Here is a 20,273-nt window from a genome sequence, read left to right as displayed (position 1 = left end):
GTGAACTCTGATGTCTTCGACTACGTCGTCGTCGGCGGAGGCACCGCCGGAAACGTCGTCGCGGCGCGCCTGTCCGAGGACCCGTCCGTCACCGTGTGCGTCCTGGAGGCGGGGCCGAGCGACATCGGCGACGACAACGTCCTCCAACTGGACCGCTGGATGGCCCTGTTGGATTCCGGATACGACTGGGACTACCCCGTCGAGCCCCAGACCAGCGGCAACAGTTTCATGCGGCACGCGCGCGCCAAGGTCCTCGGCGGCTGCTCGTCCCACAACTCGTGCATCGCCTTCTGGGCGCCGGCCGAGGACCTGGACGACTGGGCGGCGGCGGGCTGCACGGGGTGGAGCGCCGCGGATGTGTTCCCGCTGTACAAGCGCCTGGAGAACAACGACGCCCCCGGGGACCACCACGGCCGCTCCGGCCCGGTGAAGCTGCGCACCCTCAAGGGCGCGGACCCGTGCGGCAGCGCGCTGCTCGCGGCCTGCGCCGAGGCGGGCATCCCGACCACGGCGTTCAACTCGGGCCGCACGGTGGTGCGCGGCGCCAACTGGTTCCAGATCAACTCCGACGAGAACAACATCCGCCAGTCGTCCTCGGTCGCCTATCTGCACCCGGTCATGGGCAAGCGGCCCAACCTGACGGTGCGGACCGGGGTACGGGCCAAACGGCTCGTCCTCGAAGGCCGGCGCTGCGTGGGCGCCGAGTACCTCGACCCCGATCTCATCCACACCAGGACGGTACGGGCCCGCCGCGAGGTGATCCTCTCCTGCGGCTCCATCGACTCGCCCAAGCTCCTCATGCTGTCCGGGATAGGCCCGGCCGGTCATCTGCGCGAGATGGGCGTGGACGTGCTCGTGGACTCCCCCGGGGTCGGCGAGAACCTCCAGGACCACCCCGAGGGCGTGATCATGTGGGAGGCGAAACAGCCGATGACCACCACGTCCAGCCAGTGGTGGGAAGCAGGCATCTTCTACGACACCGAGCCCGGCCTCGACCGGCCCGACCTGATGTTCCACTACGGCTCCGTGCCCTTCGACATGAACACCGCGCGGTACGGCTATCCGACGTCGGAGAACGCCTTCTGCCTCACGCCCAACGTGACGCGCGCGAAGTCACGCGGCACCGTGCGGCTGCGCACCCGCGACTACCGGGACAAGCCGCTGGTCGACCCTCGGTACTTCACGCACGAGCACGACGCGCGCGTGATGACGTACGGGCTGAAGCTGGCGCGGCGCATCGCGGAGCAGCCCGCGCTCAGCGGCTGGGCGGGCGCGGAGCTGGCTCCCGGACCGGATGTGCGCACCGATGACGAACTGCTCGACTACATCCACAAGACGCACAACACCGTCTACCACCCGGCGTGCACGGTGAAGATGGGCGCGGACGACGACCACTCGGCCCCGCTCGACGCGCGGCTGCGCGTGAAGGGGACCGAGGGCCTGCGCGTCGCCGACGGCTCCGTGATGCCGGACCTCGTCACGGTCAACCCGTGCATCACGACGATGATGATCGGCGAGAAGTGCGCCGATCTGCTGCGCGCAGACGCTTAAGCCGTCTGGTTGGCGGGGCGCTTGTACATGCGCGTCGCCGTGATCTCTCCGTGCACGGTCTCCTCGGCCGGGTCCTGCTGCGGCAGGCCCGGCCGCAGGTGCTCCTCGACGCTGATGTACTTCAGCCCGGCTCTGAGGTCCGCGTCGTTGCGCAACCTGATGACCAGCGGGAACTCGGCGAGTGCCGTCGTGTCGAACAGGCCGGTGGTGTACAGGAGCTGCACGCCGAGCGCGTCCGACACGGCCCGCTGGAGTTCGAGCAGGTACGTGGCGTTGGCGCGGCCGATCGGGTTGTCGAGGAACAGCGTGCCCGCGTGCCGGTGCTTGTCGCGGCCCCGGTCGTTCGAGCGCAGGGCGGCCATCGTGCAGTACAGGGCGATGGCCGCGGTGAGCAGCTGGCCGCCGGAGAACACGTCGCCCATCTGTCCGACGGGGACCCGCTCGGCGCGCAGCACGGCGTCCGGCTTGAGGATCTCGACGGCGATGCCCTTGGGCTGGAGCGCTGCGGCGACGCCGCGCAGGAGCAGGGACATGCCGTCGCGGCGCAGGTCGGAGTTCTTCCTGACGGCGGCGCGGGTCGCCTCGTCGACGACCTCACCGAGCCGCTCCACGAGGGTCGCCTGGTCGGGCTCCTCGAAGCGGATGCGCACGAACTCCTGGCCCGACCACTCGCCGAGCCCTTCCGGGAGGCGGGACAGTCGCTGGGCGGCGCGCAGCGTGGCGAGCGCCGACTCGACGAGTCCGCGCAGCCGGTCCACGATCGAGTCGCGGTTGCGCTCCAGCTGCTCCAGCTCGTCGGTCAGGACGCGCAGCCGGGGCGCGAACGCGTCCGCCCACTTCTGCGCGTGCTCCGGCAGCGACGAGGCGGGCAGCTCGCGGATCTGCTGCCGGGCCGGCGTGCGCACCTGCTCGTAGCGCGTGGCGTTCGCATGCCGTACGAGGATGTCGCTCGCGTCGCGCACGGAGGCCTCGGCGGCGGACAGGTCGGCGGCACAGCCGCGCAGGGAGCGCCGGGCCTCGGCCGCCGCGTGCCGGGCCTCTTCGAGGGTGCCGGGGTAGGGCTCGGGCTCGTCCTGCTCGGACTCGTGCCGGTCGAGGTGTTCGCGCAAGAGGTCCTTGAGGAGCGCGGCGGTCTCCTCGAAGCCGCCGGTCGCGTCCTCGGCAGCGCGGTGGGCGTCGAGGAGTTCGGTGTGGGCGGCGCGCGCCACGGTCAACGCATCGGTGCGCGCGGCCAGTTCGCCCGTGGCGGTACGCAGAAGCGTCTGGGCGTGCTCGGCGCCGGTGGGGACGAGATCGTCGGGCAGCTCGGTATGGGCGTCGTCGCCGTCCCCGGGCGCGTGCCGCTCGGCCTCGCCACGCAGGCGTCCGAGCTGCTCGCTCGCCGTGGAGACGCGGGCCTCCAGGATCTGGACCAGCTCGTCGGCGCGGGCCGCGGCGGCCTGCCGTGACGGTCCGTCGGAGCCGTCGGGGGACTCCAGGAGCTGGGCGGCGCGGGTGCGGACCTTGTTGCTGAGCCGGTCGAGCTCGGCGAGCGCGGCGCTCTCGTCGCTCTCCGCGCGGGCCTGCTCGGCGCGCAGGTCGGCGCCGACGCCGACCTTCTCGTAGACCTGGGATGCCGCGCGGTACGCCTCTCGCAGCGCGGGCAGCGACGGCTTCGGCGCGGCGCCCTCCGAAGCGGGCTGCTCCGGGTCCGCCGGTACGTCGTCGGGGGCGCCGGCGATCTCCGCGCGTTCGGCCCGCAGGGCGCGGGCGGTACGGCGGGCGTCGTCGGCGGCGCGCTGGGCCGCCCTGCGGTCCTCGTCGGCGGAGCGGGCGCGCTCCAGGCACGTCTGGGCGCGTGCCTCCGACTCGACGGCCTCGTCGGCGAGTTCGCGCAGCTTGACCTGCCAGCCGGCGCGCTCGCGCAGCCGGAACGCGAGGCCCGCGAGGGCATCGGCGACGCGCCGCGCGCGCTGGGCCGCGTCCTGCCGCTCGTCGCGTACGCGGGTCGCCTCCACCGAGGTCTCGTCGGCCTCGGCGTGGACCGTGCGGGCCTCGGCGAGTTCGGCCTCGGTCTCGTCGGCGAAGGCTCGCGCCTCCTGTGCGGCGGCGGCCAGTTCGGCGAGGCGTCCGGCCGGGCAGCCGGTGCGCCACGAGCCGATCCGGGCGGCGAGCTCCCGGTCCTTGGAGAGCCGGGCGGCCAGGGCGCGGATCTCCTCGTCACGCTCCGTCGCGCGCGTGCGCAGCGCCTGCCGCTCCTCGTCGGCGGCGTGCTCGTCGTGCATCGCCGGGTTCGGCGGCACGAGGAAGACGCCGCTGTCGCCGGTCTCCTCGCGGGGTGTCGGGGCGAGCAGGGCGGCCGCCGTGCCCACGGCTACGGCGGAGCGGGGCAGCAGGGCGGCGCCACCGAGGGCCTCGCGGGCCCGGGCGTGCGTGTCGGGGTCGGTGATGACGACGCCGTCGACGAGCTCGGGGCGTGCGGCGAGCACCCGCGCGTGATCCGCGGGGTCGACGGCCTGGGCGAGGTAGCGCCAGCCGGGCAAGGCCGGAATGCCGTGCTCGCCGAGGAACTCGACGGTGGCGAGGACGTCGGGTCCCGGCGGCAGGAGCCCGCCGTCGCCGAGCGCTCCGAGGATGCGGGCGTCGTCGGCCGCGGCCGTGCGCAGGTCGAAGAGCTGTCGTTCGGCGGAGGTGACGCCGCCGTCGAGCAGTGCCTTGAGGTCGTCGGCCGCGCGGTCCAACTCCTCGGCCGTGAGCGGGGTTTCGGCGAGGTCGCGGGTGACGTTCGCCACGCGGGCGCGCCCGGTCGCGCGTCCGTCGGCCGCCGCGTCCCGGGGTGCGGGCACCCCTGCGGCAGGGATCCCGGGGGCCCCGGACAGTCCGAGCAGCTCCGCGACGCGCTCCTCGCGCGCGAGCGCACCGGCGGCGCGGTGCTCGGCCGCGTACGCGTTCTCGGCGGCCGTGGCGGCGTCCGCGGCGCGGGCCGCGGTGAGTTCGGCGCGGGCCTCGGCTCCCGCCGCCTCCCGGGCGTGCTCGCTCGCGCGCCGTGCGGCGTCACGCGCCGTGTCCCAGGCGGCGACCGTGGTCTTCTCCGCGTCGCTCGCGGCGAGCGCCGCGCGCGCGGGGTCGGCGTCGGGCGCCGTGTCGTCGAGCCAGCCGGCCCGCACCGCCTCGGCGGTCTCCTGCTCGACCTCGGAAAGCCGCTGCCGCAGGTGCCCGACCTCACTGCGGGCACGCTGCGCCTCCGTCGCGGCGACGGTCGCGTCACGGTGGGCGGTCTCGCCCGCCTCCTGGAGCGCGGCGGAACGCTCCTCGCCCTCGTTGGCCAGCTGCTCGGCGCTCTCGGCCGCTCCGTGCAGGGCGCGTACGAGGTCGGCGGCGGCCTTGGCACGGGCGGCGAGGGCCGGGGCGGCGTCCCGCTCGGCCTCACGGATGGCGACGGCCACGCGCGCGGAGCGGTCGGCGGCGGCGCGGTGACGCAGGACGGCCTCGGCGGCCTGCCAGGCCGCGTGCAGGGTGCGCGCGTCGGCCAGCTCGCGCTTCTGTGCGGCGGCGGCCTTCTCGGCTCCGGCGAGCGCCAACGAGGCGTGCCGGTACGCCAGTTCTGAGGCGATGAGGGCGCTGCGGCCGCGGGCCTGCTCCGCCTCGCCGACGGTGTGCGCGGCGGCGGTGACCTGCTGGGCGAGGTCGGCGGCGCGGCCGCTCTCCAGGGCGGCGCGGGCGGCGAGCCTGCGGGCCAGGGTGCGGGTGCGGCGCTCGGCCCCGGCGTGCACGTCACGCGCGCGTGCCCGGGTGTCCGCGGCGTCCACGATGCGGCCGAGGAGGTCCACGGAGCCGGCCGTGAACTCGCGTTCGGCGATCAGCTCGGCGCGCCGCCCCAGCTTGTTGCCGAAGCCGCCGACCAGGTCGGCGAGCCCGTCCGTGTCCCGGGTGTCGGTGACGGCGCGCAGGAGCAGGTCGGTGAAGTCGGAGTCCTTCTTGACGGCGAAGAGACCGGCGGCCTCACCCTCGTCCGCGTTCATCTCGCGCTGGTAGCGGAAGAGTTCGGGGTCGAGGCCGAGGTCGCCCAGGTGCTCGTTCCACCGGTCGTGGATCTCCTCCCAGTGCACTTCGAGGTGCGGGTACGTCTTGCCCGCGTCCGTGAGTGCGTCCCGGAAGCCCTTCATGGTGCGCCGCCGCCCCTGCGCGCCCGAGACGCCCTCGGCAGAGGCCCGTACGGCGGAGGACTCGGCGACGGGCAGCGAGTCCAGGCTCATGCCGGGCCCGGGCCGCAGTGAGTACCAGGCCTCGGCGAACTTCCGCGGGTCGTTCGAGACCTGCCGCCCCCGCCACTCGCTGACCTTGCCGACGACGACGCACTCGCCCGTGAGGGTGTGCTGCCACTCCAGGGCCACGTGCCCGCAGTCGTCGGCGAGCAGGAACTTGCGCAGGACGCCGGAGCTGGCGCCGCCGAGCGTGTTCCGGTGGCCCGGCAGCATCACGGAGAAGATCAGCTTGAGGAGGACCGACTTGCCGCCACCGTTCTCCAGGAAGAGCACGCCGGCGGGCGCGGGGCGGCGCGGCGGCCCGACGGGCTCGTCCTCGAAGAACTCCGCCTGGGTGGGCGCGGGGTCGGGCACGGGCTCGCCGACGCCCCGCAGGTCCAGGACGGTGTCGGCGTAGCGCGCACCGGCGGGCCCGATGGAGTAGAGGCGAATCCGGGACAGCTCGTACATGGCGGCGGACTCTCGTCGTAGTAAGTCGGTAAGGCGGTACGTCGTGGGGCGGTGGTGCGCGTGGCCGGTCAGGAGTGGAAGGGGAGTCCTGCGTCGGCCACGAGCTCCCCGTCGTCCTCGTCCGCGGGAGGCAGGAGGCTCGCGGAGCCGTCCGTGACGGGCACGATGCCGAGGTCCGCCAGTTCGGAGAGGGCGGCGGTGCCGGCCAGATCGCGGACCTGGAGCTGGTAGCGGGCCGTGGTGCGGTAGGTGCCGCCCGAGTCGTCGCCGGTTCTCTGCAGGAACCCGGAGTCGGTGAGGAACGCGACGGCCTTGGCGACGATGCCGGTGGTGGATCCGGCGAGGCGGCGCGCGTCCTTCGTGGCGCCGGTCGAGCTGCGCCGGGCCCAGATGCGCCACGCGGCCTCGAGGCCCGGAGCGTCGGAGGCCGGGTCGGTGTTCTCGCCCTGCTCCTCGGCGCGCTCCTCCAGGCGGCGGCAGGCCTGGCGGACGAAGGCGTCCACGCCGTTGACCGTGACGCGGCCGATGTACCCGTCGTCGGCGAGGTCCTCGGGGCGCGGGAACGCCAGGGCGGCGACGGCGAGGTGCGCGAGGCCGTGCAGGAAGCGGTCGGTTCCGTCGGCGGAGGTGCGGCGCGCGTAGTCGCCCATGCGGACGGCGAAGACGGAGTCCTCGGCGGCGGTCACGGCCATCCCCGCTCTCGTGGAGACCTCCAGGACGACGAGGCCGAGCCCGGCGGCGACGGCGTCGGCGAGCCGCGCGAACGGCGGGTCCTCGCGGTAGCGCCGCAGCAGGTCGGCGTACTCCTGGTCGCGGGCGGGCTGCAGCTTGGGCTGGAGGCCGAAGGCCACGAGCCGGGCCGCGTCGGCGGCGTCGGCCGGGGTGACGGGCGCGCCGGCCACCGGAGCCTCGGCAGGCTCCGTCTCGCCCCACGCGGCGTGCTCTGCGGGGTGGTCGGTCACGGCTGGTGCTCCTTGGTCAGGTCTGCTGCGAGGCTCGGATGTAGTTCAGTGGAAGCGTGCGGCGCGGAGGCCCGGTGCGCTGTGATCGGCACTACGCGGCCTCCGTCCGGTCGGCCGCCATGCCCGCGGCGTCCAGCAGGGCCGTGCCGACGATGAGGTCGGCGCCGCCGAACTCGGGGTCGTCGAGCTCGGTGCCGTCGTCCACGGCGAACAGCAGCTTCTCCTCGCCCTGCCGGTAGGCCGTGCCGACCGGCGGACTGGCCGCGTGAACGGACAGCAGGGCGACCAGGTAAGGCAGTTCGGGGTCACGGCGGCGCGCCTCGGCGAGCAGTCCGGAGAGCCTGCGCGGCGCGTCGGAGGGGAGGTCGAGCAGCTCCATGGCGCTCGCGAGCTGCTCCTCGCTGAAGCGGCTGTCGTCGGGCGTCGCGATCAGCTCGGGCTCGGGCATTTCGACGCCGAGATGCTCCCGCTCCTGGGGCGGCGTAAGGAGTATGTCGATGAGGTCCCCCACCCGTACGGACACGGGCGTCCGCATGCCCGTGCCGCGCGCGAAGAACGCGTCGGTGACGCGGCTCGCCTGCTCGACGGGCAGCGGCAGCAGGGGCGCGACGAGCTGCCCGTACAGGTCGAGGCCCGCGCGCGCGGACGGCGCGGCGAAGGCCTGCCGGTCCTGCTCGGCGCGGAACAGCGGGCCCGCTTCGAGGAGGCGGGACTGGAGCTGCGTGTGGCGGCGGATGCAGTCCTTGACGATGTCGACGAGCTCGGCGGCCCGCCGCTTGTGCTCGGGGTCCTCGGACTCGTCACGGGCCTTGCGGATGTTCGTGAGGATCGCGTTCTCGTGGCGGTACCGGTCGGCGACGTGGTCGAGCGCCTCGGCGATCATGTCCGGGACGGCGTTCAGCCAGTCCACCGCGCGGACGTTCCTCCGGGTCGCGTCCAGGGCCCTTCGCAGGGTCTCGGAGTACTGCACGGTCCGGTACCTGGCCTGCTCGGCGGCGAGCTGGGCGTCGGCGAGACGGCCGCGGCTGATCAGCACCTCCAGCTTCACCTCGGCGGCGATCTGGGCGCTGGTGACGTCGGTGTCGAGGGCACCCACCAGGACGTTGACCGCTTCGTCCGTGGTGCGGAGGTAGACGCTGCCCCCGTAGCCGGGGACCTCCTCGATCAGCTTGAAGTCGTAGTCCCTGCGGACATAGGAGCCGTCGGGCGCGAACGTGCCGTACACGGCGCGGAAGCCGCGGTCGACACTGCCGACGTTGATCAGGTTCTCCAGGACCCAGCGGGCCACGCGCTCGTGCTCGGCGGCGGGTCGCTGGGGGGCCTGTGCGCCGACGCGGGGGATGAGCCTGGCCACTATCTGCTCGTGGTCGGCGCCCGTGTCGAAGTCCATGTTGAGTGTGACGAGGTCGATGGCGGAGAGCGCCACCTCGGCCATGCCGTATCCGGAGTACTCGCCCGCGAGATTGGCCTTGCGCACGTCGAGGTCGTGCAGCGGCGCGGTGCAGGCGAGCGCGCGAAGGCGGCGCGCCAGCCCTTCGTCGGCGGCCGGGCCCGGTGCGGGCCGCGGCCCCGCGCTGAGCTGGGGCGGAACGGATTCCGTGGTGGCAGGCGAAGTCACGGAGCACAGACTAGGTCCTAGGTCTGACAACGGTCGAAACGGCGCAGAAGCGACCGCCCGCACCTCAGGCCCTGCGACCGCCCGCACCGCAGGCCCCGCGGACGCCGCGCCGCCGGGTGCGGAGCCCTCCGCGGGCCGTCAGCCGTCTGGCTGTTCGCCCTCGGCGACCCGTCGGCCGTACACGTCGACCAGGCCCTCGCGGGAGTCGTCGAGGTACTGGGCGAGCAGCCGCTCGGCGTCGTCGCGGCGCCCCGCCTCCAGGGTCTCGAGGATCTCCTTGTTGCGGGCGAGATAGGGCTCGTGCAGGCGGCGGGGGTCGTCCACGACGTGGAACGCGAGGCGCAGTTCGGCGAAGACGCTGCGCATCAGCTCGTCGGTCCGCGCGCTGCCCGCGAGTGCCACGAGCTCCCGGTGGAAGTGGATGTTGGCGGTGGAGACGCCCTTCCACTCCCGCGCCTTTGCGGCTCGGAGCCCGTCGGCGACCGCGTCGGCCACGGCACCGAGGTCGTACGGGGGCCGGCCGAGGCCGCGTACGACGGCGCACTCGACGAGGCGGCGTGTGAGGTAGATGTCCTCGACGTCCTCGACGGTGAGCACGCGTACGAAGACGCCGCGGTTGAGCTGGTGCACCAGGAGCCGCTCGTGGGTGAGCAGCCGGAACGCCTCGCGCAGCGTGTTGCGCGAGACGCCGAGCGCGCCGCCGATGCTGTCCTCCGACAGCCGCGTCCCGGGCGGGAAGTACCCCTCCGCGATGCGGCTCCTGAGGATGTCCGCGACCCGCTCGGCGGTGCTGGTGCGCCCCAGGAGCGCGCGGTCGTCCGCCAGTCCGTTCAGTTCGGCCACGCCCGAATTCAAGCGCAGATACCAGAACGAAACAACATGGGTATTGAGGGATCGTTCAACGATCCTCTACCTTGGCGGTCAGACGCGGATCCCCCCACGCTCCGCGTCCATCGGTTCAGCCCACTCAGGAAGCCCCCCATCCCCTCCTGCGAGGTGCCCATGAGCACGACCCCACCGCCCGACGCGACAGCGACCGCATCTCCCGCGCGCCATGGTGAACTCCCGCCCTCCGAGGGCGCGTTCGGCTGGCTGCGCGATCTCGGCCCGCGCGGCCGACGTGCCTTCGGGGGCGCCTTCGGCGGCTATGCGCTCGACTCGTTCGACTACTTCACGCTGCCGCTGAGCATGGTCGCGCTGGCCGCGTACTTCGGGCTCGACAGCGGCCAGACCGGCCTGCTGACCACGGTCACGCTCGTCGTCTCCGCGATCGGCGGCGCCGTCGCCGGCGTCGTGGCGGACCGCATCGGCCGCGTGAAGGCCCTGCTGATCACGGTCGTCACGTACGCGGTCTTCACCGTGGCCTGCGGTTTCGCCCCCAACTACGAGACCCTGCTGGTCTTCCGTGCCCTCCAGGGGCTCGGCTTCGGCGGCGAGTGGGCGGTCGGCGCGATCCTCGTCGCCGAGTACGCCACGGCCAGGAACCGCGGCCGCACCCTGGGAGCGGTGCAGAGCGCGTGGGCCGTCGGCTGGGCACTCGCCGTGGTCGTCTACACGCTGGTGTTCCAGTTCCTCGGCGACGACCTCGCGTGGCGCGTGATGTTCTGGACCGGGGCGCTGCCCGCACTCCTCGTCCTGTGGGTACGGCGCCGGGTGCAGGACGCCCCCAAGGCGACCGAACAGCTGGACACGAGCGCGCAGAAGGGCTCCTTCTCGGCCATCTTCGCTCCCGGCCTGCGGCGCGTCACCCTGTTCGCCGTCCTCCTGTCGACGGGTGTCCAGGGCGGCTACTACACGCTCGCCACCTGGGTGCCCACGTACCTCAAGACGGAGCGCGGCCTGACCGTCGTCGGCACCGGCGGCTATCTCACGTTCCTGATCTCCGGCGCCTTCGCCGGCTATCTGGCCGGGGGATATCTCACCGACCTTCTCGGCCGTAAGCGCAACATCGCGCTCTTCGCGCTGCTGTCCGCGGTGAGCATCGCCGCCTATACGAGCATCCCCGACGGGGCCAACAGCCTTCTCCTTGTGCTCGGTTTCCCGCTCGGCTTCTGTATGTCGGCCATTTTCAGCGGCTTCGGCTCGTTCCTCAGCGAGCTCTACCCGACGGCCGTGCGCGGCACGGGACAGGGCTTCACGTACAACACCGGGCGTGCTGTCGGAGCCATCTTCCCCACGCTCGTCGGGTACCTCGCCGACAGTTGGGGTGTCGGCGGCGCCCTGATCTTCGGTGCGGTGGGGTACGCGCTCGCTGTGATCGCCCTCTTCGGACTGCCCGAGACCCGTGGAAGGGAGCTCCTGTGAACCGCACGCAGGACCGCCTCACGGAGACCCTCACCCCCGACTCGCCCGCGAACGTTACGGAACTCGTCGACAGCCACGCGCACGCGTGGAGCCCGGCCGAGGCCCGCGCCCGCATCCGCGCCGGCGCCTCGGGGCCGACCGCGGGCTGGTCGCGCGGCCACACGCAGGCCAACCTCATCTCGGTTCCCGCCGACTGGGCCTACGAGATGCTGCTGTTCTGCCAGCGCAACCCCAAGCCCTGTCCCGTACTCGACGTCACGGACGCGGGAGCCTGGACCACCCCACTGGCTCCCGGCGCCGATCTGCGCACCGACCTGCCGCGCTACCGGGTGTGGGAGCACGGCGAGCTGACCGACGAGCCGACGGACGTCGTCGACCACTGGCGCGACGACCTCGTGTCGTTCCTCATCGGGTGCAGCTTCACGTTCGAGTGGGCGCTGTCTGAGGCCGGTGTGCCGATGCGCCACATCGAACAGGGCAGCAATGTCGCGATGTACACGACCAGTCGCCAGTGCCGGCCCGCGGGGCGGCTCCGGGGGCCGATGGTGGTGTCGATGCGCCCGGTCCCGCCGGAACATCTCGCGGCGGCGATCCGGGAGAGCGCACTGCTGCCCGCCGTGCACGGCAGCCCCGTGCACTGCGGTGAGCCGTCCGGGCTCGGCATCGAGGATCTCGGGCAGCCGGACTTCGGCGACCCCGTCGCGCCGCAGCCGGGCGACATCCCGGTGTTCTGGGCGTGCGGTGTCACCCCCCAGGCCGCGGTGATGGCCTCACGGCCGCCGTTCGCCATCACGCACGCGCCCGGCCGGATGTTCCTGACCGACGCCCGCGACGAGCAGTACCGCGTCGCCTGATCCCGCAACACCCCACCGGAAGAAGAGGGTTCCATGACCTCACTGACCACGCAGGCCCCGCCGACGGCGGTGACCATCGACCTGAACGCCGACCTGGGCGAGGGCTTCGGCCGCTGGCGCCTCACCGACGACGAGCAGCTCCTGTCCGTCGTCACGAGCGCCAACGTGGCCTGCGGCTTCCACGCCGGGGACGCGGCCACGATGCGCCGCGTGTGCGCCCTCGCGGCCGAACGCGGTGTCCGGGTCGGCGCCCAGGTCTCGTACCGGGATCTGGCGGGGTTCGGGCGGCGCGCCATGGACGTGCCGCCCGACGAGCTGGCGGCCGAAGTGGCCTACCAGATCGGCGCCTTGGAGGTCTTCACGCGCGCGGCGGGCACGCGGGTGGCCTACGTCAAGCCGCACGGAGCGCTCTACAACCGTGTCGTCCACGACGAGGAACAAGCCCGCGCGGTCGTCGACGGTGTCCGACTCGCGGATGCCGCACTGCCCGTCCTCGGACTTCCCGGATCACGCTTCCTGGAGGTGGCCGGCGAGGCCGGACTGCCCGTGGTGACCGAGGCGTTCGCGGACCGGGCCTACACCGCGCGGGGCACGCTCGTGCCGCGCGGCAGCGAGGGCGCCGTGGTGACGGACCCCGAGTCCGTGGTCGAGCGGTCCGTCGGACTGGCCCGCTTCGGAACGGTCACCTCGCACGACGGGGCGCGTATCGCGGTACGCGCGCGTTCCCTGTGCCTGCACGGGGACACCCCGGGCGCGGTGGACCTCGCCCGACGGGTGCGGGCGCAACTGGAGTCGGCGGGCGTCCGGGTGGAGGCCTTCGCATGAAGGCCCTTCCGGTCGGCGACCGCGCGCTGCTCGTCGAGGTCTCCGGAGGCGAGGAGGCCGCCGCGCTCCACGCCGAGCTGCTGCGCCGCCGCGCCGCCGGCGAACTGCGCGTACGCGAGATCGTGCCCGCGGCCCGCACGGTCCTCCTCGACGGCCTCGACGAGCCCGCGGGCCGCCTCGCCGCGCAGCTGCCCCACTGGGAGCTGCCGCCGCTGCCCCCGCGCGAGGACGACGCCGTGCACATCCCCGTCCGCTACGACGGCCCCGACCTGGCGGACGTCGCCGCGCTGTGGGGCGTTGCCGTGGAGGAGGTGCCGCGCATCCACGCGGCAGCCGAATTCCGGGTCGCCTTCTGCGGGTTCGCGCCCGGCTTCGGCTATCTGACAGGGCTGCCGGCCCGCTTCGACGTGCCGCGCCGGTCGACGCCGCGCACGTCCGTCCCGGCGGGCTCCGTGGCGCTCGCGGGGCCTTACACGGGCGTGTACCCGCGCTCGTCGCCCGGCGGCTGGCAGCTGATCGGGACGACGGACACCGTGCTGTGGGACCACGCGCGCGTGCCCGCCGCGCTGCTCGCCCCGGGGACCCGGGTCCGCTTCGTACCGGAGGTGGCCGCGTGACGGACCGTGCCATGGCCGTCGTCCGGGCCGGAGCGCTGACCACCGTGCAGGACGAGGGCCGGCCCGGACACGCGCATCTCGGGGTGCCGCACTCCGGCGCGCTCGACCTCCCCGCGGCCCGCCTCGCCAACCGGCTCGTCGGCAACCCGCGCGGGGCCGCCGTCCTGGAGACCACCCTCAACGGGTGTGCCGTACGGCCGCGTTGCGAGGTGACGGTCGCGGTGGTGGGCGCGCCGTGCACGGTGACCGTGGACGGACGGCCGGTCGCCTGGGGCGCGCCCGTACGGGTCCCGGCCGGGGCGCTCCTCGACCTCGGACCCGCACTCTCCGGGGTACGCAGTTACGCGGCGTTCGCCGGTGGGGTGGCCATCGAGCCGGTCCTCGGCAGCCGGTCGACCGACCTGCTCTCCGGGCTCGGCCCGGCCCCCCTCGCGGACGGCGCGGTGCTCCCCCTGGGCGCGGTGCCGTCGGCGTACGCGCGCGTGGACGTGGCCCCGCAGCCGGGGCCGCCCCGTGAGTTGGTGCTGCGGATCTCGCTCGGGCCACGCGCGGACTGGTTCACAGCGACGTCCCTGCGCACGCTGACCACGCGCGCGTACCGCGTGTCGTCGGCGAGCAATCGCATCGGCCTGCGAACGGAGGGCCCGCCCCTGCTCAGGGCGTCGGAGGGCGAACTCCCCAGTGAGGGAATGGTCCTGGGGGCCGTGCAGGTACCGCCGGACGGCAGACCGGTCGTGTTCCTCGCCGACCACCCGACGACGGGCGGCTATCCCGTGGTCGCGGTCGTACGCCAGGAAGACCTGCCCGCCGCGGCGCAGGCGACCCCGGGCACACCGATCCGTTTCGTCCCGGCGGCGGGCCGCTGACGGGAGACCGCACAGCGACCCCCGGCCCCCCGGGGCCGGACCCGCCCATCGCCACGCCCCCTCACGCGCCGTCCGCCCCTCACGCCGCGTCCGCCTGTTCCACGGCCGCCAGCGCCGCGAGCGCCGAGACCACCGAGCTGGACGCCCGCAGGTCGAGGCGGGCGCTGGTGCCACGCGCCCGGTGGCGCAGTTCGTCCGCGGCGAGGGTGAGGAGCTGGGGGAGCAGGTCGGTGCACCGCCTCGCGACCCAGCCCGTGCCCGCCGTGGCGAGCCACAACAAGCTCGCCGAGCGCGTGGGCGCGGGCCGTTCGGGCTGCGGCGACGGCGGCGTGCCCTGGGCGCGCCCGTCGGCGGCGAGCAGGGCGTGGAACCGCGCGGCGAGCATCCGGTGCCCCCGTTCGCCGGGGTGCAGCCGGTCCGCGCTCCACATGGAGCGGTCGGCGACCCATGCCCCCTCGGCCGCGTGCAGATGCACGGCGCCGTATTGCTCGGACAGGGCGTGGACGACCGAGTTCACGGCCTGCTGGCGCCTCGCGAGAGGCCGGCCGAGCAGGCCGGGGAGCCCCAGCATCGTGCCGGGGTCGGGCAGGCACGCCGTGAGCAGGACCGCGCCCTGTTCCGTGAACGCCGCGTACACGTGGTCGAGGCGGGCGGCCACGGCGTGGATGTCGAACGTGCGGCGCAGGGTGTCGTTGACGCCGACGAGGACGGAGGCGATGTCGGGCCGCAGGGCGAGCGCCTGGGGCATCTGACGGGCGAGGACGTCCGATGTCTGGGCGCCGCTCGCCGCGAAGTTGTGGAACTCCACGGTTGTGCCCTCCGGGGCGAGCCCGGCGGAGAGCAGCTCGGCCCAGCCGCGCCAGGTGTCGCCCACCGGGTCGCCGACCCCTTCGGTGAGGGAGTCCCCGAGGGCGACGAACCGCAGGACCGCGCTCATACGGCATCCCGCCCGGTCACCCGTATCGGCACGTCGACCGTCCCCCGGGGAGGCACGTCCGCCGTCCCCCGCAGAGGCACATCGGCCCTCACCCGTACCGCGTCATGCGCCTGCAGGAAGGCGTCCACCGCGGCGCCCCACCCGAAGCACTCCGCACGCGCGCGTGCCGCCTCGCGGCATTCGTCCCGGGGCCGTGAGACGAGCTCCGTCACCGCGACGGCGAACGCCTCACCGGTGTCCTGTGCGACTCCCCCGGCGGGGCCCACGACCTCGGGCAGCGCCGACGACGCGCTGGCGACGACGGGTGTGCCGCAGGCCATGGCCTCGAGCGCGGCGAGCCCGAACGTCTCCGCGGGACCCGGCGCGAGGCACACGTCGGCGGCGGCCTGCAACGCCGCAAGCCGCCCGCGGTCCGCGACGTGCCCGAGGAACCTCACCGGCAACCTCCGCGCGCGCGCCTGCTGTTCGAGCCGCGCCCGCAACGGCCCGTCCCCGGCGACGACAAGCACCGCCTGCGTCCCCCGGAGACGCAGGGCGGCCAGCGCGTCGAGCGCGGTCCCGGGCCGCTTCTCCACCGACAGACGCGAGCACATGACGAGCAGCACCTCACCCACGCGCGCGTACCGCTCCCGCACGGCAGGGTCCCGCAGACTTGGGTGGCAGCGCTCCAGATCGACGCCGAGCGGGGCGCGTACGACGTTGCGCGCCCCGATGCGGATGAACTCACGCTCGGCGTACTCGGTCGTGCACACCACGCGCGCGTAGGCGTGCGCGGTGCGGGAGTTGAGCGCGTCGGCGGCGCGCAGGGCGACCTTCTCGGGCAGCCCCCAGGTCCGCAGGACACCGTCGGCCGTCTCGTGGGACACCATCACGGCAGGCACCCGGGCACGCCGCGCCCACTCCCCCGTCCACCTCAGGGTCGTTCGGTCGGACACCTCGATCCGGTCGGGGGCGAGACGCTCGAGCAGTTCGGCCACGCGCCGCCGGTCGGTGAGGACGCGGTAGCCGCCGGTGCCGGGAAGCGGCGTCCCCGGCAACGTGATGACGCGGCCCTGCGCACTCTCGTGCTCGCCGGCCCGCTCCCCCGGCACGATCAGGACGGGCTCGTGCCCGGCGGCGCGGTAACCGGCCCCCAACTCCCGCAAGGCGGTCCGCAGTCCGCCCGAAGCGGGCGCGACGAAGTTGGCGAGACGCACGATCCGCAGCCCGCTCATGCCGCCACCGCCGTCCGCGCGTCGAGGACCTCTTCGTAGTGGCCGACGAGCTGGTCGCCGACGGCCTCCCAGGTCCGTCCTTCGACCGTGCTGCGGCCGGCTGCCCCATAGGCGAGGCGGCGCAGCGGGTCCTCGGCGAGCGACCAGACGGCGTCGCGTACGGCGGCCGCGTCGCCGGGTGTGACGAGGAGCCCGGTCCGGCCGTGCGCGACGAGGTCCAGCGGCCCGCCGGCGGCGGGCGCGATCACCGGCACGCCGCTGGCCATGGCCTCCTGCACGGTCTGGCAGAACGTCTCGTAGGGGCCCGTGTGGGCGAAGATGTCCAACGAGGCGAAGATGCGGGCAAGTTCGGCACCGGTGCGGCGGCCGAGGAAGACGGCGCCGGGGAGTGCCTCGCGCAGGCCGGGCTCGCTGGGACCGTCGCCGACGACGACCACGCGCACACCGTCGAGGGCGCACGCGCCTGCCAACAAGTCGATTTGTTTCTCTGGGGCGAGCCGGCCCACGTAGCCGACGATCAGCTCGCCGTCGGGGGCGAGTTCGCGCCGCAGGGCTTCGTCGCGCAGGTCGGGCCGGAAGCGGACGGTGTCCACCCCGCGCGGCCAGAGCCGCACGCGCGGCACCCCGTGCACCTCCAGGTCGCGCAGCGCGGCGCTGGACGGGGCGAGTGTGCGGTCGGCGGCACCGTGGACACTGCGGATCCGCCGCCACGCGGTGGCCTCACCGGCCCCCATGTACGTACGCGCGTAACCGGCGAGGTCGGTCTGGTAGACAGCGACGGCGGGGATCCGCAGCCGTGATGCGGCAGCCATGCCGCGCACGCCGAGGATGAAAGGGCTGGCCAGATGGACGAGTTCGGCGCCGTGCGCGGCCACGGCGGCGGCGACCCGGCGGCTCGGCAGCGCCACCCTGACCTGCGGGTAGCCCGGCAGGGGCAGGGACGGCACCCGTATGACGGGGCAGGGGGCGTCGGTGTCGGTGTCAGGACCCGGCGCGGTGGCCGGGGCGATGACGAGGGGGTCGTGGCCGCGGGCGGCGAGATGCCGGGCGGTCTGCAGGGCGCAGTGAGCCACACCGTTGATGTCGGGGGGAAAGGACTCGGTGACGATGACGACACGCATACCGGTGTTGTCGTCGCGTCGAGCGTGGGCACGTCAACGTGGATCTTTCCTGGCGAGGAACGTCCCATGAGCGTTGGCCCTCGCCCGCCGACGGCCGGGAGGCAGCGTCCTTTGAGCGTTGCCTCCCGGAAAGCCGCCGGTCACAAAGCCGTCGCGTCCGGTCCTATTCTGCTGCGCACCGCGGTCTGCACCTCGGCCTCCTCGGCCGGGTCGGCGGCGAGTCTGCGGAGCTGGTCCACGACGCGCGCGTCGCCCGTCTCCGCGTGGCGCGCGGCGACCTCGCGGGTCGATTCCTCGCAGTCCCACAGGCATTCGACGGCGAATCCGGCGGCGAAGGACGGGTCGGTGGCGGCCAGGGCCTTGGCGGCGTGGCCGCGCAGATGGGACGAGGCGGTCTCTCTGTAGACGTGACGCAGGACGGGGGCGGCGCAGGCGATGCCGAGGCGTCCGGCCCCGTCGACCAGGGGCCACAGTGTCGGTGCGTTGGCGCCTTCGCCGCGCACCGCCTCGCGCAGTGCGGCCAGGACCAGTTCGGTGTCCTGGGCGCCGCCTCGGCACGCGAGCATGCGTCCCGCGGCGGCGCCGAGGGCGTCGGGCCTTGGGGCCCAGCGGCGGGCGCGTTCCAGGGAGGCGACCGTCCGCATGCGTTCGAAGGCGTCGAGGGCGGCGTCCACGACGGCGTGCGAGGGGCTCTCCACAGCGGCCTCGATCAGATCGAGTACGTCGGGATCATGGGCGTCGGCGAGATAGCGCAGGGCCGTGCTGCGGGCGCCGTCGTGCCCGGTGAGCGCGGCCTGGACGATCTCGGCCCTGTCGCCGGGTCCGGCGACGGCGGTCAGGCAGCGCGCGGCGGGCACGTACAGGACGGCTCCCCGTTCGAGGCCTTCCTGGGCCCAGTCGAAGACGGCCCGCACGCTCCATCCGGGGCGTGGCCCGGAGGGGCGCATCTGGCGCTGCCACTGGTCGAAGGAGCCGCGTTCCTGGGCGGCGCGCACGCGGGCGCCGATGGCTTCCCTGGGGTCGTCGGCCCACAGCCGCCAGGGGCGCGGTTCATAGGCGTCGCGCACGGCGGCGGCGAGTTCGGCGTCGCCCTCGGCGTCCTCGGGGAATCTGTCGAGGACGGGGGCGGCGAGCACGCGCAGCCCCGCGTCGTCGTCGCGCAGGGCCAGCTCGTCGAGCGCCCAGGCCCAGCTGGACCCGAAGGCGGCGTAGCGGCGCAGCAGCTCCAGGGCGTCGCGCCTGCCGTACGAGGCGAGGTGGCCGAGGACCGCGAGCGCGAGGCCCGTGCGTGACTCGTCCGTATTCAGGACGTCGTCGGGGTCGAAGAGGTGCCGCTCGATCTCCCCGAGCTCTCCGTGGAGGTCGAGGTAGAGACGGGCGTAGTAGAGCGAGCGGTTCTCCACCTGCCAGTCGTGGCGGGGGTCGCTCAGCACACAGTGATTGAGAGCCGCGAGCGCTTCGGCGCGCGGCGCCGTCAGCGCGTGCAGGGTGCCGTCGCCGCGGCCCCTCTGCAGCAGGCCGAGCAGCGTACCGCTGGGCGCTATGACCGGATCGAACATGGGAAACAGCCTCACATCAAGCGTCGACGCAACCGGGGGAACTGCACTACCTGGCCGCGCGACAACACTGCGGGGCGCCCGCCGTCTCTTGCTTGCTGTAGACCATCTTCCTCTGCCTCTCGTCTGTGGCCCGAATCGGACCGTTCACGGCCCACGCGGTGTGGCACCATCTGCCCCGCCGTCGCGTCCGTAAATCACGTCGTCATGATGACCCAGCGGTTCTTCCCGCCGCGACCACATTTCCTGCTCCCCCGTTCTGGCTGGTCAAAGCCGGCGTCTCAGGAAGTGCCGAAGAGCTCCAGAAGCTCCGCCTTGCCGAACATCCGGGCGGTGTCGACCGCCGACGGGATCCCCGCCGCCGGGTCGGCGCCGCCGTCCAGCAGTGCCCGGATCACTTCGTCCGCGCCCTTGAAGACGGCGCCCGCGAGCGGGGTCTGGCCCCGGTCGTTGGCGCGGTCGGCGTCGGCGCCGCGCGCGAGAAGCGCGCGGACCGCCTCGGCGTGCCCGTGATAGGCGGCGAGCATCACGAGGGAGTCGCCACGGTCGTTCGTGAGGTTCGCCGATACACCCGCGTCGACATAGGAGGCGAGCTGTTCGCTCTCGCCCCGGCGCGCAAGATCGAAGATCTTGGTAGCCAGTTCCACGACCTCGGGGTCGGGGACTTCGCTCATCGGAACAGACCGCCTTTGCGTATACGGAGTGCTACGACCGTGCGGCCGTACGAGTGAATCGACAGAGTACTGCCCGGTTCGGCACATGAGCAGCGCCGACCGAGGCAAAGATCACGAAGAGCCCTGACGGCGGTACGGCACACGCCCAGGAGGCTCACCGGGCGTCTGCCGAACGGGTGAAATCAAGAATATTCCACCCATTTGCACCTTTTATCGTATAGATACATGCTGTGAGCCTGGAAGAACTCATGGTGACTGTCCCCATCGACCAGGAGAACTCAAATGATCCTGTCCATCTCAGGCGTGGTGCTGCTCGGAATCATCGCCTTCCTCTTCTTCCGCAAAGACGGACTCAAGGCATCGCACGGCCTGACCTGCGCCCTCTTCGGGTTCTACCTCTCGGGCACCGCCATCGCCCCGAGCATCAAGGCCGGCGGCGCGAGCCTGGCCGGCCTGCTCGGCGGGATCAAGTTCTGACCC

The 20,273-nt window shown here is 73.5% G+C and carries 16 protein-coding genes; 7 read left to right on the top strand and 9 right to left on the bottom strand.

The annotated features are described in order from the left end of the window. Nucleotides 1-1,551, top strand: coding sequence for a GMC family oxidoreductase (locus ACWFR4_RS34805; RefSeq protein ID WP_453457623.1), 1,551 nt, complete (start codon nt 1-3; stop codon nt 1,549-1,551). Here the strand turns inward: ACWFR4_RS34805 and ACWFR4_RS34800 are convergent. From ACWFR4_RS34800 to ACWFR4_RS34785, 4 genes are all read right to left on the bottom strand, one after another. Continuing rightward, complete coding sequence (locus ACWFR4_RS34800; protein WP_453655987.1) at nt 1,548-6,245, bottom strand: hypothetical protein; 4,698 nt, start codon at nt 6,243-6,245, stop codon at nt 1,548-1,550. The two genes, ACWFR4_RS34805 and ACWFR4_RS34800, sit on opposite strands and share 4 nt — an antisense overlap. 68 nt (nt 6,246-6,313) lie before the next feature. Then, nucleotides 6,314-7,207 carry a hypothetical protein gene (locus ACWFR4_RS34795; RefSeq protein WP_453457555.1) on the bottom strand — a complete coding sequence of 298 codons (894 nt, stop codon included), beginning with the start codon at nt 7,205-7,207 and terminating at the stop codon, nt 6,314-6,316. 91 nt (nt 7,208-7,298) lie between these two features. After that, nucleotides 7,299-8,825: a hypothetical protein gene (locus ACWFR4_RS34790; protein WP_453457552.1), complete on the bottom strand. Its 1,527-nt coding sequence runs from the start codon at nt 8,823-8,825 to the stop codon at nt 7,299-7,301. Nucleotides 8,826-8,963: 138 nt separating this feature from the next. Continuing rightward, nucleotides 8,964-9,668: a GntR family transcriptional regulator gene (locus ACWFR4_RS34785; RefSeq protein WP_405482834.1), complete on the bottom strand. Its 705-nt coding sequence runs from the start codon at nt 9,666-9,668 to the stop codon at nt 8,964-8,966. A gap of 159 nt (nt 9,669-9,827) precedes the next feature. On the opposite strand from ACWFR4_RS34785, the gene ACWFR4_RS34780 reads away from it, so the two are divergent. Genes ACWFR4_RS34780 through ACWFR4_RS34760 form a run of 5 tightly spaced genes read left to right on the top strand, consistent with a single transcriptional unit; the run spans nt 9,828 to nt 14,291 of the window. After that, nucleotides 9,828-11,129 (top strand): MFS transporter, encoded by a 1,302-nt coding sequence (locus ACWFR4_RS34780; RefSeq protein WP_453457550.1) that lies wholly within the window; start codon nt 9,828-9,830, stop codon nt 11,127-11,129. Beyond that, nucleotides 11,126-11,983 carry a putative hydro-lyase gene (locus ACWFR4_RS34775; protein WP_453457547.1) on the top strand — a complete coding sequence of 286 codons (858 nt, stop codon included), beginning with the start codon at nt 11,126-11,128 and terminating at the stop codon, nt 11,981-11,983. Before ACWFR4_RS34780 ends, ACWFR4_RS34775 begins: the two co-directional genes overlap by 4 nt. 33 nt (nt 11,984-12,016) lie before the next feature. Then, nucleotides 12,017-12,808, top strand: a complete 792-nt coding sequence (locus ACWFR4_RS34770; protein ID WP_453457544.1) for a LamB/YcsF family protein — start codon at nt 12,017-12,019, stop codon at nt 12,806-12,808. Beyond that, nucleotides 12,805-13,425 (top strand): 5-oxoprolinase subunit B family protein, encoded by a 621-nt coding sequence (locus ACWFR4_RS34765; protein WP_453457542.1) that lies wholly within the window; start codon nt 12,805-12,807, stop codon nt 13,423-13,425. Before ACWFR4_RS34770 ends, ACWFR4_RS34765 begins: the two co-directional genes overlap by 4 nt. Then, nucleotides 13,422-14,291 (top strand): 5-oxoprolinase subunit C family protein, encoded by an 870-nt coding sequence (locus ACWFR4_RS34760; RefSeq protein WP_453457539.1) that lies wholly within the window; start codon nt 13,422-13,424, stop codon nt 14,289-14,291. Before ACWFR4_RS34765 ends, ACWFR4_RS34760 begins: the two co-directional genes overlap by 4 nt. A 79-nt stretch (nt 14,292-14,370) precedes the next feature. Here the strand turns inward: ACWFR4_RS34760 and ACWFR4_RS34755 are convergent, their stop codons facing one another. The 5 genes from ACWFR4_RS34755 to ACWFR4_RS34735 form a co-directional block, all read right to left on the bottom strand. Further along, on the bottom strand, nt 14,371-15,228 hold the full coding sequence (locus ACWFR4_RS34755; protein ID WP_453457536.1) for an SGNH/GDSL hydrolase family protein: 858 nt from the start codon (nt 15,226-15,228) through the stop codon (nt 14,371-14,373). Beyond that, the gene (locus ACWFR4_RS34750) at nt 15,225-16,442 is read right to left on the bottom strand and encodes a glycosyltransferase (protein ID WP_453457534.1); all 1,218 of its coding nucleotides are present in this window, start codon (nt 16,440-16,442) and stop codon (nt 15,225-15,227) included. Before ACWFR4_RS34750 ends, ACWFR4_RS34755 begins: the two co-directional genes overlap by 4 nt. After that, nucleotides 16,439-17,563 carry a glycosyltransferase family 4 protein gene (locus ACWFR4_RS34745; protein ID WP_453655986.1) on the bottom strand — a complete coding sequence of 375 codons (1,125 nt, stop codon included), beginning with the start codon at nt 17,561-17,563 and terminating at the stop codon, nt 16,439-16,441. Before ACWFR4_RS34745 ends, ACWFR4_RS34750 begins: the two co-directional genes overlap by 4 nt. Before the next feature lie 140 nt (nt 17,564-17,703). Then, nucleotides 17,704-19,122: a HEAT repeat domain-containing protein gene (locus tag ACWFR4_RS34740; RefSeq protein WP_453655985.1), complete on the bottom strand. Its 1,419-nt coding sequence runs from the start codon at nt 19,120-19,122 to the stop codon at nt 17,704-17,706. Nucleotides 19,123-19,400: 278 nt separating this feature from the next. Then, complete coding sequence (locus ACWFR4_RS34735) at nt 19,401-19,793, bottom strand: ankyrin repeat domain-containing protein (RefSeq protein WP_453457527.1); 393 nt, start codon at nt 19,791-19,793, stop codon at nt 19,401-19,403. A 282-nt stretch (nt 19,794-20,075) separates the two neighbouring features. Here ACWFR4_RS34735 and ACWFR4_RS34730 point away from each other — a divergent pair, with 282 nt between their 5' ends. Next, nucleotides 20,076-20,270 (top strand): hypothetical protein, encoded by a 195-nt coding sequence (locus ACWFR4_RS34730; protein WP_372562330.1) that lies wholly within the window; start codon nt 20,076-20,078, stop codon nt 20,268-20,270. Nucleotides 20,271-20,273 lie beyond the last annotated feature (3 nt).

Source organism: Streptomyces sp. NPDC055140, assembly GCF_053607285.1.
The sequence above is the reverse complement of the archived record's forward strand: the minus strand, read 5'-3'. Positions and strand labels throughout refer to the sequence as shown.